Source organism: Spirillospora sp. NBC_01491 (assembly GCF_036227065.1).
In the GTDB taxonomy this organism is placed as follows: domain Bacteria; phylum Actinomycetota; class Actinomycetes; order Streptosporangiales; family Streptosporangiaceae; genus Spirillospora; species Spirillospora xylanilytica.
The window spans coordinates 2,141,938-2,158,406 of record NZ_CP109432.1 but is presented as its reverse complement, the minus strand read 5'-3'; the positions used below and the strand labels follow the sequence as shown (position 1 = coordinate 2,158,406).

Genomic DNA, 16,469 nt, shown 5'->3' with positions numbered 1-16,469 from the left:
GCCGGGGCCGGGTGGTGACGTACGACCTGATCACCATGGGCCGGGTGAGCGTGGACGTCTACCCACGCGAGGTCGGGGTGCCGCTGGAGGACGTGGAGACGTTCGGCAAGTACCTCGGCGGCAGCCCCACCAACGTCGCGGTCGCGGCGGCCCGCTACGGCCGCCGCGCCGCCGTGATCACCCGTACCGGCGACGACCCGTTCGGCCGGTTCGTGCACCGGGCGCTCGAGCGGTACGGGGTGGACGACCGGTTCGTCACGGCGGTGCCGGGACTGCCGACGCCGCTGGCGTTCTGCGAGATGTTCCCGCCGGACGACTTTCCGCTCTACTTCTACCGGTACCCGAAGGCCCCGGACCTGGAGATCGATCCCGGCGGGCTCGACCTCGACGCGATCCGCTCGGCGCGGATCCTGTGGGCGACGGTGACCGGGCTGTCGCAGGAGCCGAGCCGGGAGGCCACGCTGACCGCGCTGGCCGCGCATCCCGGCCGCACCATCCTCGATCTGGACCACCGGCCGATGCTGTGGGCCGACCCGGACGGGGCGCGGCACTGGGCGGGACTCGCGCTGGAGCACGCGAGCGTCGCGGTCGGCAATCTCGACGAGTGCGCGATGGCGGTGGGGGAGCGGCGCCCTGATGCCGCCGCGCGGGCGCTGCTGGAACGGGGCCCGGAGCTGGCGATCGTGAAGATGGGGCCGGACGGCGTCCTCGCCGCGACCGCCGGGCGCACCGTGCGGGTGCCGCCGGTGCCGGTGCGGGTGGTGAACGGGCTCGGCGCCGGGGACGCGTTCGGCGGGGCCGTCTGCCACGGGCTGCTCGCCGGCTGGGACCTGGAGCGGATCATCGCGTTCGCCGGGGCCGCCGGGGCGATCGTCGCCTCCCGGCTGGCCTGCGCCGACGCGATGCCGGACGAGGCCGAGGTCGCCGCGCTGCTGCGGGGCGGGCCGTGACGGCGGCCGGTGCGGCCGGGCCGCGTCCGGTAACGGGGGCGGCGGCAAAGACGATCAACGGGCTGCCGGTGTCACCGCATTCCGGGGGCGCCGCCGCGGCTCGCGCGGCGGCGGCTCCGGTCCCGCGACCCGGCCCACCCCCCTCGGGGAGAACGGAGAGCGTGCGATGCGACGAGGTACGGCCGAGCGGAGATCGTCCAGGGGCCTGCGGGCCCTCGCCGTGGCGGGGATCCTGGGGGGCGCGCTGGCCCTGAGCGCCTGTAGCTCGTCGGGCGGGAAGAAGTCCGAGGGCGGCGGCGACGGCGCGGGCCCCCGGCTGAAGATCGCGATGATCACCCACTCCGGGCCCGGCGACACGTTCTGGGACATCGTGCAGAAGGGCGCCCAGGCCGCCGCCGCCAAGGACAACGCCGAGTTCCTCTACTCGGCCGACCCGGACGGCGGCAAGCAGGCCCAGCTCGTCCAGGCCGCCATCGACAAGAAGGTGGACGGCATCGTGGTCACCTTCGCCAAGCCCGACGCGCTCAAGGACGTGGTGGCCCGCGCGACCGCCGCGAAGATCCCGGTGGTGTCGATCAACTCCGGCGCCGACGTCTCCGCCCGCTTCGGCGCGGTCGCGCACTTCGGGCAGGACGAGTCGATCGCGGGCGAGGCCGCCGGGCGCGAGCTGGCCCGGATCGGCGCGAAGAACGCGCTGTGCGTCGTCCACGAGCAAGGCAACGTGGGGCTCGAGGACCGCTGCGCGGGCGCCAAGAAGACGTTCGGCGGGAAGCTGGAGAACCTGTTCGTGCAGGGCACCAACATGCCGCAGGTCAAGTCGTCCATCACCGCCAAGCTCCAGGCCGACAAGGGCGTGGACGGCATCCTCACCCTCGGCGCGCCGTTCGCCGCGACCGCCGTCGACGCGGCGAAGGAGGCGGGCAGCCAGGCCGAGGTCGGCACGTTCGACATGAACAAGGACCTGATCGCCTCGATCAAGTCCGGGACCATCCGGTTCGCCGTCGACCAGCAGCCCTACCTCCAGGGCTACGGCGCCGTCGACGAGCTGTGGCTGCTGAAGACCAACGGCAACGTGATCGGCGGCGGGCGCCCGGTGCTGACCGGCCCGGCGATCGTCACCAAGGACAACGCCGCCTCGCTGGAGGCGTTCGCCGACCGCGGGACCCGCTGATGGGGCGGGCCGCCGCGGAGGCACTGCCCCCACCTCCCTCCCCGCCCCCGCCCCCTGCGCCGGACGAGCGGATGGCGCGCCGCTCTCCGGTGCGGCTGCTGCTCGGCCGTCCCGAACTCGGCGCGCTGCTCGGCGCCGTCGCGCTGTTCGCCTTCTTCTCCCTGGTCGCCGACGCGTTCCTCCAGGCGGGTTCGTTCTCGACGGTGCTGTACGCGGGGTCCACGTTCGGGATCATGGCGGTCGGCGTCTCGCTGCTGATGATCGGCGGCGAGTTCGACCTGTCCGCCGGGGTGATGGTCACCACCGCCGCGCTGATCGCGGCGCTGGTCAGCTACCAGTTCACCCTGAACGTGTGGGCGGGCGTGCTGGTCTCGCTGGTGCTCACGCTGGCGCTCGGGATGGTGAACGGGCTGCTCTACGTCAAGACCGGGCTGCCGAGCTTCATCATCACCCTCGCCACGTTCTTCATGCTGGCCGGTGCCAACCTCGGCGTCACCAAGGCCGTCACCGGCAACGTCGCCACCGACTCGGTCCGCGACATGGACGGCTTCGGCACCGCCCGCGCGGTGTTCGCGTCCGACGTGGACGTGCTCGGCGTCAACGTCAACGTCACCGTGTTCTGGTGGCTGGGGTTCGTCGCGATCGCCACCTGGATCCTGCTGCGCACCCGGATCGGCAACTGGATCTTCGCGGTGGGCGGTTCGGCGGACAGCGCCCGCGCGGTCGGCGTCCCGGTCGCGCGCACCAAGATCGGCTTGTTCATGGGGGTCGCGTTCTGCGGCTGGTTCTCCGGGATGCACCTGGTGTTCGCGTTCGCCACCGTCCAGTCGGGCGAGGGCGTCGGCAACGAGTTCTTCTACATCATCTGCGCGGTGATCGGCGGCTGCCTGCTGACCGGCGGGTACGGGTCGGCGATCGGCGCGGCGATCGGCGCGTTCATCTTCGGCATGACCAACAAGGGCATCGTGTACGCCGAATGGAACCCGGACTGGTTCAAGTTCTTCCTCGGCGCGATGCTGCTCATCGCCACCGTGGTCAACCTGGTCGTCCGGCGCAGAGTGGAGCGGTCGAAATGAGCGAGGCGCCGCTGATCCGGCTCTCCGGGGTCGGCAAGAACCACGGCTCGATCATCGCGCTGCGCGAGGTGTCGCTGGAGGTGGACGCGGGCGAGGTGCTGTGCGTGCTCGGCGACAACGGCGCCGGCAAGTCCACCCTCATCAAGATAATCGCGGGGCTGCACCGGCACGACGCCGGCGGCTACGAGGTGGCGGGCGAGCCGGTCTCGTTCGGCTCGCCCCGCGACGCCCTCGCCCGCGGCATCGCCACCGTCTACCAGGACCTCGCGGTGGTGCCGCTGATGCCCGTCTGGCGCAATTTCTTCCTCGGCTCGGAGAAGCGCAAGGGCCTCGGCCGGATGGACATCGACCACATGCGCCGCACCACCCGCGCCGAGCTGGGCGAGATGGGCATCGACCTGCGCGACGTCGACCAGCCCATCGGCACCCTGTCCGGCGGCGAGCGGCAGTGCGTCGCGATCGCCCGCGCCGTCCACTTCGGCGCCAGGGCCCTCATCCTGGACGAGCCGACCGCCGCCCTCGGCGTCAAGCAGGCCGGGACGGTGCTGCGCTACATCGTCCAGGCCCGGGAGCGGTCCCTCGCGGTCGTGTTCATCACCCACAACCCGCACCACGCCTACCCGGTCGGCGACCGCTTCCTCATCCTCAAGCGGGGCCGCAGCATCGGCTACCACCCCAAGGGCGAGATCACCCGGGACGAGCTGACCGCGCTCATGGCCGGCGGCGCCGAACTGGAGCAACTCGCCCACGAACTCCAGTCGACCCAGGACTCCGACGCCGGAGCCGCCGCCGCGACCGCCCTCACGAAGGAGGCCGAACGGCTCCGTCCCGCGGACTGACCCCCGTGACCGCGCAGGCGGAGACCGCGCGGAGCGCCATCAGAGCCAGGTGGCCTTCGCGAGGATCCCGGCGAGGTTCGGGGTGTTCCACTCGTCCACGATCAGGATGCCGGTCTTCGGCAGGAACCAGACGCGCTGCACGAACGTGGGCTTCCCGGTGTACTTGCCCGTGTAGTCCTTGCACGTCCGCCGCCACTCCCGGTACTCGGCCTGCTGCGACCCGACCGGCGTCTTCCGGCTGGCCAGCAGGACGTCGGGCCCGGTGATGCCGCCGTAGTGCGCGGCGTCGGGCGGGCACTCGTGGGAGATGTCCCCGGCCGGGTGGTAGGGCGAGTCCAGCTTGAAGGTCCCGGGCCGGCCCTCCGGCGGGTTGATCCGCTTCCGGTCGAGGAGGGCGAAGCTCGGGCAGTGGAGGGTGTAGGCGTAGCCCGGCTCCCCGGCGGGGTTGGGGGTGTCCGGGCCCCCGGTGCACTTGCCGGGCACGTCCACCCGGTAGCTCCCGCCGGGTTGGCCCGGCGGGTCCAGCAGCCTCTCGACCTTCCACGTCGCCGGTCCGGCGATGCGCATCGTGCCGAGCGTCATGGGCGTGCCGGCCGGCTGGACGGCGGCGGCCCGGCGCTGTTTCGCGTCGGGCTTGGTGGCCTGGTAGACGCCGAAGCCGCCCGCCGACGCGCCCACGATGGCGGTGCCGGCGATGGCGACGCCCGCCTTGGTGCCGATTGCGCCGAGGACCCCCGACGAGCCCGCGGCCGTCCCGCCGCCGCCCGCCGCGGCCCCGGCCGTGCCCGCTCCGGCGGTGCCCGCCCCAGCCGTGCCGGCCGTGCCCATCGTGCCCGCGGCGCCCGCTGTGCCCGCGGCGGCGGTTCCGGCCGCGGTCCCCACCGGGGCGAGGCCGGCGGCGGCGAGGGGGAAGAGGGCGGCGAGCGCGACGGCCGTCCCGGCCAGGACGCGCAGCCCCTGGGACTCCCAGTCGGGCCCGTAGCCCGCGCGCGCGGCGTCCTCCAGCTCGCCGACGAACACCGCCGCGCTGACCGGCCGGTCGTAGGGGTCTTTGGCCATGCCGCGGGCGACGAGCGCGCGCAGCGGCTCGGGGACCTCGCCCGACGGCACCGGGACGTTCAGGTGCCCGTTCATCAGCGCCGCCCGGTCGCCCGCCGCGAACGGCCGCCGCCCGGTCACCGCCTCGTAGAACACGCACGTCGCCGCGTACACGTCGGTGGCGGGCCCGGCGGGCTCGCCGCGCCACTGCTCGGGCGCCATGTAGACCGGGGTGCCCGAGCCCGCCGCCGCGCCCGCGGACGTCGCCACCCCGAAGTCGATCAGCTTGCTGCCGCCGTCGGCCGGCACGACGACGTTGGCGGGCTTGTAGTCGCGGTGCACGACCCCGACGGCGTGCGCGGCGGCGAGGCCGAGCAGCGAGCCCTTGAGGACGCTCAGCGCCGCCTCCGGCGCCAGCGCGCCGTGGCGGGCGAGGATCTCCTTGAAGGGGACGCCGTCGACGGCCTCCATGACGATGGCGATGCCGTCGGCGGTCTCGACGAGGCGGTAGAGGCGGGCGACGTGGGGGTCGTCGACCTGGCCGAGCATGTGCGCCTCCTGCCGGAAACGCTCGCGCGCGGCGGTGTCGGCGCCTCCCGGGAGGTATTTGATCGCGACGGGGGTGCCGCGTTCGGAGTGCCTGGCGAGGACGACGCGGCCCTGCGCGCCCCGCCCGAGTTCACGGACTTCGGTGAACCCCGAGATCTGCCAATCCGCCATGCCCGCTCCTCGCCCCGGTCCGATCCTGCGCCATTGTGACGCCATACGGGGCGAAATGGTTGGCCCCCCGGAAATCCGGTCACTCGTCGGCGGTGCGCACGGCGCGCGCGGCGAACGCGACGTCGGCGCACTCGTGCGCGCGGAGGGCGCGCAGCAGTGCCCGCCACCCGTCCGGCCAGCCCACGCGCGAGCCGTGCCGTTCGGCGAGGGCGCACGCGAACAGGCCCCCGGCGGCGTCGCCACGATCCGCGAGCCGGACGGCGTGCGGGAGGATCTCCTCCGGCGTGCTCCCCTCCCGTCCGAACGGATCCGCCGCGAGGGCCGCCGCGACGTGCTGGGCCGCCAGGACGCCGGTCGTCCGGTCGGCGAGGGCGTCCACGGCCCGCGCGGCGTCCGGCGCGTCCCAGCGCAGTGTCGCCGCGATCAGCTCGGCCGCCAGCGGCTCGGGCAGGTGCCCGTCCAGGGCGCGGACGGCGCGCTCGGCCCTGTCCCGGCCGGTGCTGGACGCGGCCCGTACGGCCCCGACCAGCGCGGCCAGCCGCTGGAGAGCGGGGAGGTCGCGTTCGGCGCCCGCGTCGGGCACAGCCGGCGCGGCACTCAGCGAGTCCGCCGCAGCGCGCAGCTCGGCGGCGCCGATGTCCCCCGCGGTGACGCAATAGATGAGGGAACCGAGCGCGGACCGCCAGGCGGGCGTGCTGTCGAGGTCGGTGACGACCCCGGCCAGCACCGCGGGGACCTCCGGCGCCCAGGGCGCCCACGTCGGGAGCACCGGCAGCGCGGCGGCGCGGGCCTCGGCGTCGGACGAGCGCGCGACGCGCAGCACCAGCGCGGCGTAGCGGGCCCGGAACCGCTCCTCCACCTGGAGCGGGGGCACGCCGATCACCTGCCGGGCCAGGTCGCGCGGCCCGTCGGCGGCCTCGGTGAGGATCCGCTCGGCGGCCGGGTCGGCGAGCCGGTCGCGCATGGTCGAGACGATCGCCGCGCGCACGTCCGGATGCTGGCCCGCCGCGTCCCAGGCTCCCGCGACCAGGTCCATCGCGCCGGGGACGCGGTGCCGCACGAGCATCCGCAGCGCCTCCTTGCGCGCGGTGATCTTCCCGGTGGTGAGCAGCGGCGCGAGCGCCGCGCCCAGCGCGGACGGCGGGACGAACCGGGCGGCCCGCGTCGCCGCGTACACCGCGACGTGCGCGTCGTCGGACGACGCGTACGCCAGCAGGTCGGGCAGGACCTCCTGCGGGGAGGCGACCCACGACATGGCGGTGAGCGCGACGCGGCGCAGGTAGGCGTCGCCGGAGTCCAGGTAGGGGCGGAGCCGCGCGCCGCCCGCCCCCGGTACCGTCCCGACGGCGCGGACGGCCCGTCCGCGCTGGTCCTGCGCGGCACCGGTGCTCCCGGCGAGCCGGTCGAGCAGCGCGAGGTACTCCGCGCACTGCCGCCCCGTCCAGCGGAGTGTCCAGGACGGGTCGGCGATCGACACGTAGGTGACGTCGGAGCGCTGGAACCGTCCGGACGGAGTGCGCCCCGACAGCACCAGGTGCAGCAGGTCGGTGCGCTCGCGGGCGATCGCCGCGAACACCGCCGGGACGGCGACCGCCGACGGGTCCCGCTCCACCACCCGCGCCACCCGCTCACCGCGCGTGCCGGGGGGAGCGAGCCAGAGCCCGATCGCCCTCTTGAGCACGCCGTCGTCGCGGGCGTCCAGGGCGGCCTCCAGGGCGTCCTGGAGCTCGGGCACGCGAGCGGCGCGGCGGCGGCCGAGCGATTCGACGACCGTGAACACCAGCCGGTGGTCGTCGCGGGCCGCCCCCGACGCCAGGTGCGGCGCCAAGGCCCGCACCAGCCGGTGCTCCTGCCCGCGCCGCAGCGTCCGGCCGAGGTCGCCGAGCCCGGCCGAGCCCGTGTGCCCGACGAGCTTCTCGTACAGCTCCAGCGCGAACACCAGCAGGTCGGCGTCGTCGCGCATCGCGCCCTGCCGGCAGAACATCGCCGCGATCCGCCCCAGCGTGTGCCGGGTGAGATACGAGCAGTCGCGGGCGTTCAGCGCGTCGTCGGCGAACTGGCCGACGGCCGCCGCGTGCTCCGGCCGCAGCAGGCTCTCCGGGACGGCCGCCAGCGCCCTGAACGCCTGGACGCGCACCGGGTCCTGGTCGTTGCGGAGCCGGCCCAGCGACTCCAGCATCCGGGTGAGGACCTCCGGGTCGCGGCTGCGCCCCGCGCACCCGATCAGCAGCCGGTAGCCGGTCGCGCGCTCGGTGGCGTCCGGCCTGCGGGCCACCGCGCCCAGCACGGGCAGGGCCTCGTCGTACGGCAGGAACGCCGTCGCCTCCCAGGACGGCCAGGGGGCCTCGGCGATCGCACACAGCCGCAGCATCCGGCGCGCCTCACGCACGCGCACGGTGTACGGCAGGACGTCCAGGAGGTCCTCGTCGAGCTGCTCGGTCGCCAGGTCGCGTCCGGCCATCGCCGCGTCGAAGACCTGTTCCCGGCGGCTCGGCGGGAACGTCGCCAGCAGCCGGAGGAGGATGTGGTCCTCGTCCTGGACGGCGCGCCACCGCCGCCGCGTCGTCGTCGCCGAGCCGGACGATCCGGTCCCGTATCCCCCGGCGCGCCAGCAGCCCGCCCAGTGTGCCCCGGTGGCCGGGAGCCAGCAGGAGCCGCAGCATCCGCTCCGGCTCGGCGTCCATCAGCACTCCCACCTTGGGCACCAGCGCGCCGGGGAGGTGCCCGGTGCCCGCGTGCCGCTCCAGCAGGCCGACGACCCGTCCCGGATCATGTCGCACGGCCGCCGCGACGCCCGGCGCGCGCGACCACCACCAGCTCTGGACGAGCGACTCGGACATCTCCGCGAGCCGCCGCTCGACGTAGTCGAGCAGCAGGCCGGGATGCGCGCGGCCGATCGCCTTCCAGTTGGGCACCGCGTGCGCGAGCCCGTCCAGCCGGGACCGCGCGCCGTCCTCCCCGCAGGCGGGCAGCAGCGCCGCCGCCTCGGTGTCGCCCCACCGCGCGGCCACCGCGTCGATGAGCGCCTCGGCCAGATCCGCGCGCCGGAACCGCCGGACCGCCTTGTACGCCGTGGCGCGCACCGCCGCGGGGGCGTCGTCCAGCAGCGCGCCGAACATCTCCACGCCGAGCCCGAGTCGGACGCCCAGCGTGATCGCCTGCGCGGCCAGTCGCGCGTCCGGGTCGCGGATCGCCCGAGCCACGTGGGCCAGCGACGCCGCGTCCCGCACCGCCGTCGCGATGAACAGCGCGAGCGATCGCTCATAGTGGCCGCCCGCGGCCAGCCCGTCCAGCAGCTCCGCCAGCGCCGGATCGCCGGCCGACCCCCGCAGCTCCGCCAGCCTCCGGCAGCGTGCGTGGTACGGCAGGGGCTCGATCTCGGTCAGTAGCTCGTCGACGCGCATGGCGAGCCATCCTTCCCGATCATTCATCCTGGTTCACCCGGATTATCTGGCGCGCCGCGGCGCACACCAGCTCGACGGCCTTCTCGCTCGGCCGCGCCGAGCCGGGGCCGAGCCGGGGACTCGCCGCCCGCCGAGCGGAGGAGGATTCTCATCCCGGGGTTGAGGAACATGTACAACCCCGGGGAAACGTATGACGGGCCACGCACAGCGATGACACACTCACAGCGACCACACGGTATGCACGGGCCGGCCGTCGGACTCGGACACTGCTGGGCGCATGACATCGCTGAACTCTCCCGCGAAGACCAATCTCCCCGTCGAACCCAACGCCTTCGTCGGCCGGGAACGCGACACGGCCGACATCCGCCGCCTGCTCGAATCGATGCGGGCCGTGACGCTCTGCGGCGCGGGCGGGATCGGCAAGACCAGGCTGGCCCGGCACGTCGCGCACTCGCTGCTCGGCGTCTACCCGGAGGGCGTCTGGTTCGTCGAGCTGGCCGACACCCCGCGGGACGGTCCGCCCGAGCCGGTCGCGCGGCGGGTCGCCGCCGTCCTCGGCGTCGCCGAGGAGGCCGTCCCCGGCGGGCTCGCCGCGGCCCTCGCCGAGGCGCTGCGGTCCCGGGCCGCGCTGCTCGTCCTGGACAACTGCGAGCACCTGGTCGCCGACTGCGCCGAGCTGACCGGCGCGCTGCTGGCCCGCTGCCCGCGGCTGCGGGTGCTGGCCACCAGCCGCGAGCCGCTGCGGACGGCGGGCGAGAACGTCTGGCGGGTGCCGCCGCTGGAGCCGCACGAGGCCGAGCGGCTGTTCGTCGAGCGGGCCGCCGCGGTGCGTCCCGGCTTCGCCGCCGCCGGCGCGGGCACCGCCGTCGCCGAGGTCAGCCGGGCCCTCGACGGGGTGCCGCTGGCGCTGGAACTGGCCGCCGCGCGGATCCGGGTGATGTCGGTCGAGCAGATCGCGCGCCGGCTGACCGACCGGTTCCGGCTGCTCAACGCGGGCGACCGCAACGCGCCGCTCCGGCAGCGCACGCTGCGCGCGGCGATCGACTGGAGCCACGACCTTCTGGACGACGACGAGCGCACGCTCCTGCGGCGGCTGTCGGTCTTCGCCGGCTGGACGCTGGAGCAGGCCGAGCACGTCTGCTCCGACAGCGGCCCGGACGGCGAGCCGCTCGACGCCCTCGACCGCCCCCGCGGGCCCGGCGGGCCCGGCGACGCGCCCGGCGGCGGGACGCGGGCCGTGCTGGGCGGGCTCGCCGCCGACGCCGTGCTCGACCTGCTCACCGCGCTGGTCGACAAGTCGCTGGTGGTGGTCGGCGGGGAGGTCGCCGGCGAGGTGCGGTTCCGGCAGCTCGACAGCATCCGGCAGTACGCCGCCGAACGGCTGGGCGCGGCGGGCGAGGCCGAGGAGTTCCGCCGCGGGCACCGCGACGCGGTGCTGGAGGCGGCCGAGCGGCACGGCGAGATCGCCGTCGTCGAGAGCCCGGCGTCCTGGGCCGAACGGGTCGAGCTGTTCCACCGCTACGACGCCGAGCTCGGCAACGTCCGCGCCGCGCTCGCCTGGTCGCTGGACCGCGGCGAGATCGAAGAGGGCCTGCGGATCTGCACGGCGCTGCGCACCTTCTGGATCGTGCGCGGCCGGGTCGCCGAATGGGAGGAGTGGACCGACCGGTTCCTCACCCTCGGCATGGGGCTGCCCGCGTACGTGCTCGGGCCCGCGCTTGCCGGCCGCGCCCAGCTCGCCGTCGGCGGGCGCGACTTCGCGCGGGCGGGCGAGTTCGCCGAGCGGGCGCTCGACCCGTGCCGCAAGGCCGGCGACGACTTCATGGCCGCGACCGCGCTGATCACCGTGGCCGAGTCGCACACCCGCGCCGGACGGTTCGCCGAGGCCGCCGTCCGGCTCGACGAGGCCGACGCGATCGCGGCGGACCCCGGCCAGGAGTGGAACCGCGCCTACGCGCTGACCGCGCGCGGCTACCTGCTGATCCGCCTCAACCGGCTGCGGGAGGCGCGCGAGCGGCTGGAGTCCGGCCTGCTGATCATGCGGGAGATCGGCCAGCTCTGGGGCGCCTCGCACGCGCTGATCGGCCTCGGCCGGCTGGCCGAGCTGCGCGGCGACCCGGCCGCCGCGCGCGGCCACTACGCCGAGGCGCTGCCGATCCTCGCCGAGATCGAGGCGCGGCCGGAGATGGCGCGGGCGCTGGCCGGCGTCGGGCGGGTCGCGCTCGAGCAGGGCGACCCGGGCGCGGCCCGCGAGGCGCTGTCGCGGAGCCTCGGGCTGAGCCGCTCCACCGGCGTCCGGCTCGATGTGGCGCGCGCGCTGGAGGTGTTCGCCGAGCTGGTCGCGCGGGAGGGCGATCCGCACGGCGCGGTGCTGCTGGCCGGCGCCGCGTCCGCGCTCCGCGAGGCCGGTGGCAGGCAGCCGGGCACCGGCGCCCGCCTCGAACGCACCCTGGAACCGATCCGCAGGAGGCTCGGCCGGCCCCTCGTCGCGCAGCTCTGGGGCGAGGGCAGGGCGCTGCCGCCCGACGACGCGGCGGCGTACGCGCTGCGCGTGCCCGGGCCCGGATCCGTCCCGGCGCCCCGCGAGGCCGGCGGGACGGGCACGTCGGGCCGCCCCGGGCGCGAGCGTCCGGGCAGGGCCTTCGGCCGCACGGCCGGGGAGCGCGCGGAGCACGACCCCGCCGCGCCGGGCCCCGGGCCGGTCCCCGAACCGCGACGGGACGGCGAACCCGGCCGGGCGCACGGGGCGGACGCCGCACCGGGCCGGGCGGAGCGGCGCGGCGCGGCGCGGGCGGTCACGCCCGTCACGCCGCCGACGACGCTGACCGCGCGGGAGCGCGAGATCGCCCGGCTGATCGCCCGCGGCCTCAGTAACCGGGGGATCGCCGGCGAGCTGGTCATCAGCCCGGCTACCGTGGCCCGGCACGTGACCAACATCCTCACCAAGCTCGGCTTCGGCTCGCGGGCCCAGGTCGCCGTCTGGGCGGTCGACAACCTGTCCGCCGAGTCCCCGGACGCGGGCTGAGACCGTTGCCGAGCCGGGGTGTGTACACATGCCGAGGCCCCGGCGGACGCATCGGTCGTCCGCCGGATACGACCCCGGTTGCGCAGTACGGCGCATGTGCGGCACGGCCCGGTCGTCCTACCGTCGGAGCATGATCTCCATCGGTGTGGACGCGGCGGCCGTGATCCCGGCGGTCACCGTGTCCCGAGCGGTCTTCGGGGCCCAGGACGTGACCGCGGGCGCGGGCGACGGGCGCGACGGCAGGGCGGCGGTGCTGGACGCGACGACCGGGCGCGCCCTGACGTACGCGGACCTGGCGGCGGCGGTCGGGGCCGCCGCCGCCGGGCTCGCCCGGGAGGGGGTGCGGCCGGGCACGGTCGTCGCGCTGCACCTGCCCGACAGCCCCGAGTTCGCCATCGCCCTGCACGCGGTCATCGCGGCCGGGGCGGTGCCGTTCCCGGTACGGGCCACCGTGCCCGCCGCCGAGCTGGCGCGGCTGCTGGAGTCCACCGGCGCCCGCGTCCTGATCACCTGGCCGGTGCTGCTCGACACCGCCGCGCAGGCGGCCACGGCCGCGGGCGTCGGCCGGGTCTACTGCTTCGGCGCCGAACCCGACGTGACGCCGTTCTCCGCGCTGCTGGACGGCGGCGCCGCGCCCGACGTGCCGCTCGACCCCGCGCGCGACACGGCGCTGCTCACCAGCACCCGCGGCCTGACCGGCCCGTCCCGCCCGGTCCGGCTCACCCACGCCGAGGTGGTCGCCGGGCTCGTCCGGGTCGTCGAGGGGGGCATGCTCGGCAGCGGCGACGTGGTGCTGTCCGCGCTGCCGTTCTCCGACGCGCTCGGCCTGAACGGGGCGCTGAACCCCGCGCTGCGGCTCGGCGCGACCGTCGTCGCCCTCGCCGGGGCGGGCCGACACGACCTGCTGCGCGCCCTCCAGGACCACCGGGTGACCGTGGCCGTGCTGCCGCCGCGGCTGGTGGAGGCCCTCGCCTACGACCGCGCGGTGCCCCGCTACCACCTGCGGTCGCTCCGCGCGATCGTGTCGGCGGGCGGGCCGCTCGACGTCGAGGCCGCGCGCGCGTGCGCGGCGCGCCTCGGCTGCCCGGTCCGGCAGGCGTACGGGCTGGCCGAGGCCGCCGGGCTCACCCACCTGAACCTGCGGGCCGCCGAGGAGGGCACCCTCGACTCGGTCGGACGGGAGCTGCCCGGCGTGCGCGGGCGGGTGGTGTCCGCGCGCACGGGCACCGCCCAGCCCGCCTACCAGCCGGGCGAGCTGTGCGTCCGGCTCCCGGCCGCCGGCACCGGGGCCGTCCCGGCCCGCTGGCTGCCGACCGGCGACGCCGCCTTCGCCGACGAGCACGGCCGGGTCTACGTCCTCGGCCGGCTGGACGGGCGCAGCCCCGAGCCGCCCGCCGAGCCCGAGACGGTGCTGACCGGGCATCCGGCGGTCGCGGACGCCGCGGTCGCGCCGGCCCCCGACCTGAGCCTCGGGCTCGCCCCGCACGCCTTCGTGGTGCTCGGCGGGCGGGCCGGGCCGGACGAGCTCCTCACCTACGTCAACGCGCACGTGCCGCCGTACCGGCAGGTCCTCGCCGTGCACGTGGTGGATCTCATCCCGCGCTCGCCCGCCGGGCGGGTCCGGCGCCGGGCCCTGCTGGAGCGGGCCGACCTCGTGCCGTGAGCTACACATGGCTCTACATACTTCTGCGGATGTGGCGCTCCGTGCGCGCGGCGTACCGTCGGCGCATGATCGACGGAGACTCCGGCCCGCTGGCCGTTTCCGACATATCGGTGACCGAGGTCGTCCTCGCGGCGGCCCGGGGCCACGCGCTGCGCCGGGGCGACCGCCCGGCGCTGATCGATCCCGGCCGCGAGCTGGGCTTCGCCCGGTTCGCCGCGACGGTCCCGGCCGCCGCGTCCGGACTGCGCCGCCTCGGCGTGCGCGCGGGCGACGTGGCCGCCGTCCACCTGACCGGGGCGGGCGACCTGGCGCTCGCCGTGCACGCGCTCACCGCGGCGGGCGCGGTGCCGATGCCGCTGCCGCCGGACGGCGCGGTCGACGACCTGGCCGTGATGATGACCGAGTCGGGCGCGCGGTTCCTGCTCACCGCGGGGGAGACCGGCCCGGACGGGGTGTCCGGGCCGGCCGCCGCGTCGCTCGCCGCGACCGAGCGGTCCTACGTCCGGCAGGTCTTCTCGTTCGGCGACGTCCCGGCCGCGACGCCGTTCGGCCGGCTGGTGCAGGCGGGCGCGTCCGCCGGGGCCGCCGGGACGTTCCCGATGCCGTCCCCCGACCCGCTGCGCGACCTGGCGCTGCGGCTGAGCGGCCCGGTCGAGGAGATCACCCACGCCGACCGGCTCGCCGACCTCTACCACCTCGGCGGGACGGTCGGCATCGCCGAGGGCGACGTGCTGGTCTGCTGCGGCCTGGACTGCGCGGCGCCGACGTGGATCGGGCTCGTGGACCTGTGCCTCACCCAGGGCGCCACCTTCGCCGGGGTGCCCGGCCAGGACGCCGCGGCTCTGCTCGACGCGATCAGGCGGCACCGCGCGACGGCGGCGATCGTCACGCCCGCCAAGCTCCGCGCGCTGACCTTCGACCACGGTTCGGTGGCGGTGCCGGGCGTGCGGCTGCTGGTGACCGGGACGCCGTCACCGGAGGTCGTCCAGGCGTGCCGGGTCAGGCACGGCTGGACGGTCTCGGCCCTCGGCTGACCCCGGCCCGGCCCTGCCCCGGACGGGTCAGGCGGGACGGGGGATGGACTTGTGCTCCAGGTAGGCGGCCAGGCCCTCGGGACCGAGCTCGCGCCCGAGGCCGCTGTCCTTGTAGCCGCCGAACGGGGTGTTGGGATCGAGGCTGTACAGGTTGACGCCGCAGCTTCCGGTGCGGATCTGCCGGGCGACCTGAACGCCGTGCTCGACGTCGCCGGTCCACACCGAGCCGCCGAGCCCGTAGTCGCTGTCGTTGGCGATCCGGACGGCGTCCGCCTCGTCCTCGTAGGGGATCAGCGCCAGCACCGGCCCGAAGATCTCCTCGCGGGCGATCCGCATGTCGTTGCCGACGTTGCCGAACACCGTCGGCGCCACGTACCAGCCGCGGTCGTGCGGGCGGTCCAGCCCGCCGGTGATGACCTTGGCGCCCTCGTCCTGGCCGATCCGGATGTAGCCCTCCACCCGCTCCCGCTGCCGGGCGCTGACCAGCGGGCCGATCTCGGTGCCGTAGTCGGCCGGGTCGCCCACGCCGAGCCCCCCGACCATGGCGGCCAGCGCATCGGCGACCTCGTCGTAGCGGCTGCGCGGCGCCAGGATGCGGGTCTGCGCCGCGCACGCCTCGCCGTTGTTCATCAGCGAGGCCAGCTTGAAGCCCTCCATCGTGGCGGCGAGGTCGGCGTCCTCCAGGATGATCGCCGCGGACTTGCCGCCGAGCTCCAGCGTGACCCGCTTGAGCTGCTCGCCGCAGACCGCGCCGATCTTGCGGCCGGCGGCGGTGGACCCGGTGAAGGACACCTTGTCGACGCCGGGGTGGGCGACCAGGTGCGCGCCGACCTCGCGGCCGGCGGCGACGAAGTTGACCACGCCGTCCGGGACGCCCGCCTCCCTGATCCACTCGGCCAGCAGGTAGGTGTCCAGCGGCGTCTCGGGGGACGGCTTGGCCACCACCGTGCAGCCGGCGATCAGCGCCGGCGCCAGCTTGAGCATCAGGGTGAACTGGGGGACGTTCCACGGCACGATCGCCGCGACGACCCCGACCGGCTCCTGGGTCACCGTGACCGGCCCGAGCATGCCCTGGCGCTCCTCCTCCCAGGTGTGCGAGGCGGCGAGGTCGACGTAGTACTGGAGAACCATCTGCGGGATCGCGGCCTGCCCGAACACCGAGAACAGGATCGGCGACCCCATCTCGGCGGTGACCAGGTCGGCCATCTCCTGCTGCCGCTCGGCGTAGATCGCCGACAGCCGGCCGAGGACCTCCGCGCGCTCGGCGGGGGTCATCCGGGGCCAGGGGCCGTGGTCGAAGGCCCGCCGGGCCGCCGCCACGGCCGCGTCGATGTCGGCCTCGGTGCCCTCGGGCACCCGGCCGATGACCTCCTCGGTGTGCGGGGAGACGACCTCGATGGTGCCGGTGCCGGCCGGTGCGGCCCACTCGCCGCCGATGAACAGCCGATCGTGCTCGCGCATGCTGCTGTGCCTCCTGCCCGAGGGTCCCGACGTCGCGGGATGATTTTGACCGAATGCTTGCTTGGCTGTCAGCATCCCATGGCGCCCC

The 16,469-nt window shown here is 75.7% G+C and carries 11 protein-coding genes; 7 read left to right on the top strand and 4 right to left on the bottom strand.

Translation table 11 applies throughout. The features are described from left to right. The first annotated feature begins 14 nt into the window (after nucleotides 1-14). From iolC to OHA34_RS10235, 4 genes are all read left to right on the top strand, one after another. Nucleotides 15-950, top strand: a complete 936-nt coding sequence (gene iolC / locus OHA34_RS10250) for a 5-dehydro-2-deoxygluconokinase (RefSeq protein WP_432763062.1) — start codon at nucleotides 15-17, stop codon at nucleotides 948-950. A 166-nt stretch (nucleotides 951-1,116) separates the two neighbouring features. Then, the gene (locus OHA34_RS10245; RefSeq protein ID WP_329521464.1) at nucleotides 1,117-2,121 is read left to right on the top strand and encodes a sugar ABC transporter substrate-binding protein; all 1,005 of its coding nucleotides are present in this window, start codon (nucleotides 1,117-1,119) and stop codon (nucleotides 2,119-2,121) included. Between the two features lie 71 nt (nucleotides 2,122-2,192). After that, complete coding sequence (locus OHA34_RS10240; RefSeq protein ID WP_285940867.1) at nucleotides 2,193-3,197, top strand: ABC transporter permease; 1,005 nt, start codon at nucleotides 2,193-2,195, stop codon at nucleotides 3,195-3,197. Continuing rightward, a complete protein-coding gene (locus OHA34_RS10235) occupies nucleotides 3,194-4,036 on the top strand; it encodes an ATP-binding cassette domain-containing protein (RefSeq protein ID WP_285940866.1) in 843 nt (280 codons plus the stop codon). The genes OHA34_RS10240 and OHA34_RS10235 overlap by 4 nt, the downstream gene beginning before the upstream one ends. Before the next feature lie 39 nt (nucleotides 4,037-4,075). Here the strand turns inward: OHA34_RS10235 and OHA34_RS10230 are convergent, their stop codons facing one another. The 3 genes from OHA34_RS10230 to OHA34_RS10220 form a co-directional block, all read right to left on the bottom strand. Continuing rightward, the gene (locus OHA34_RS10230; RefSeq protein ID WP_285940865.1) at nucleotides 4,076-5,794 is read right to left on the bottom strand and encodes a serine/threonine-protein kinase; all 1,719 of its coding nucleotides are present in this window, start codon (nucleotides 5,792-5,794) and stop codon (nucleotides 4,076-4,078) included. A 79-nt stretch (nucleotides 5,795-5,873) separates the two neighbouring features. Next, a complete protein-coding gene (locus OHA34_RS10225) occupies nucleotides 5,874-8,255 on the bottom strand; it encodes a hypothetical protein (protein WP_329521463.1) in 2,382 nt (793 codons plus the stop codon). Beyond that, on the bottom strand, nucleotides 8,176-9,198 hold the full coding sequence (locus OHA34_RS10220; protein WP_329521462.1) for a hypothetical protein: 1,023 nt from the start codon (nucleotides 9,196-9,198) through the stop codon (nucleotides 8,176-8,178). Before OHA34_RS10220 ends, OHA34_RS10225 begins: the two co-directional genes overlap by 80 nt. 277 nt (nucleotides 9,199-9,475) lie before the next feature. Between OHA34_RS10220 and OHA34_RS10215 the strand changes: the two genes are divergently transcribed. The 3 genes from OHA34_RS10215 to OHA34_RS10205 all read left to right on the top strand — a co-directional run bounded on the left by OHA34_RS10215 (nucleotide 9,476) and on the right by OHA34_RS10205 (nucleotide 14,920). Further along, nucleotides 9,476-12,223: a LuxR C-terminal-related transcriptional regulator gene (locus OHA34_RS10215; protein WP_285940863.1), complete on the top strand. Its 2,748-nt coding sequence runs from the start codon at nucleotides 9,476-9,478 to the stop codon at nucleotides 12,221-12,223. A 130-nt stretch (nucleotides 12,224-12,353) separates the two neighbouring features. Further along, the gene (locus OHA34_RS10210) at nucleotides 12,354-13,886 is read left to right on the top strand and encodes an AMP-binding protein (protein WP_329521461.1); all 1,533 of its coding nucleotides are present in this window, start codon (nucleotides 12,354-12,356) and stop codon (nucleotides 13,884-13,886) included. Nucleotides 13,887-13,951: 65 nt separating this feature from the next. Continuing rightward, a complete protein-coding gene (locus OHA34_RS10205; RefSeq protein WP_329521460.1) occupies nucleotides 13,952-14,920 on the top strand; it encodes an AMP-binding protein in 969 nt (322 codons plus the stop codon). A 27-nt stretch (nucleotides 14,921-14,947) separates the two neighbouring features. Here OHA34_RS10205 and OHA34_RS10200 read toward each other — a convergent pair whose 3' ends face one another. Beyond that, nucleotides 14,948-16,381, bottom strand: coding sequence for an aldehyde dehydrogenase (locus tag OHA34_RS10200; protein ID WP_285940860.1), 1,434 nt, complete (start codon nucleotides 16,379-16,381; stop codon nucleotides 14,948-14,950). Nucleotides 16,382-16,469 lie beyond the last annotated feature (88 nt).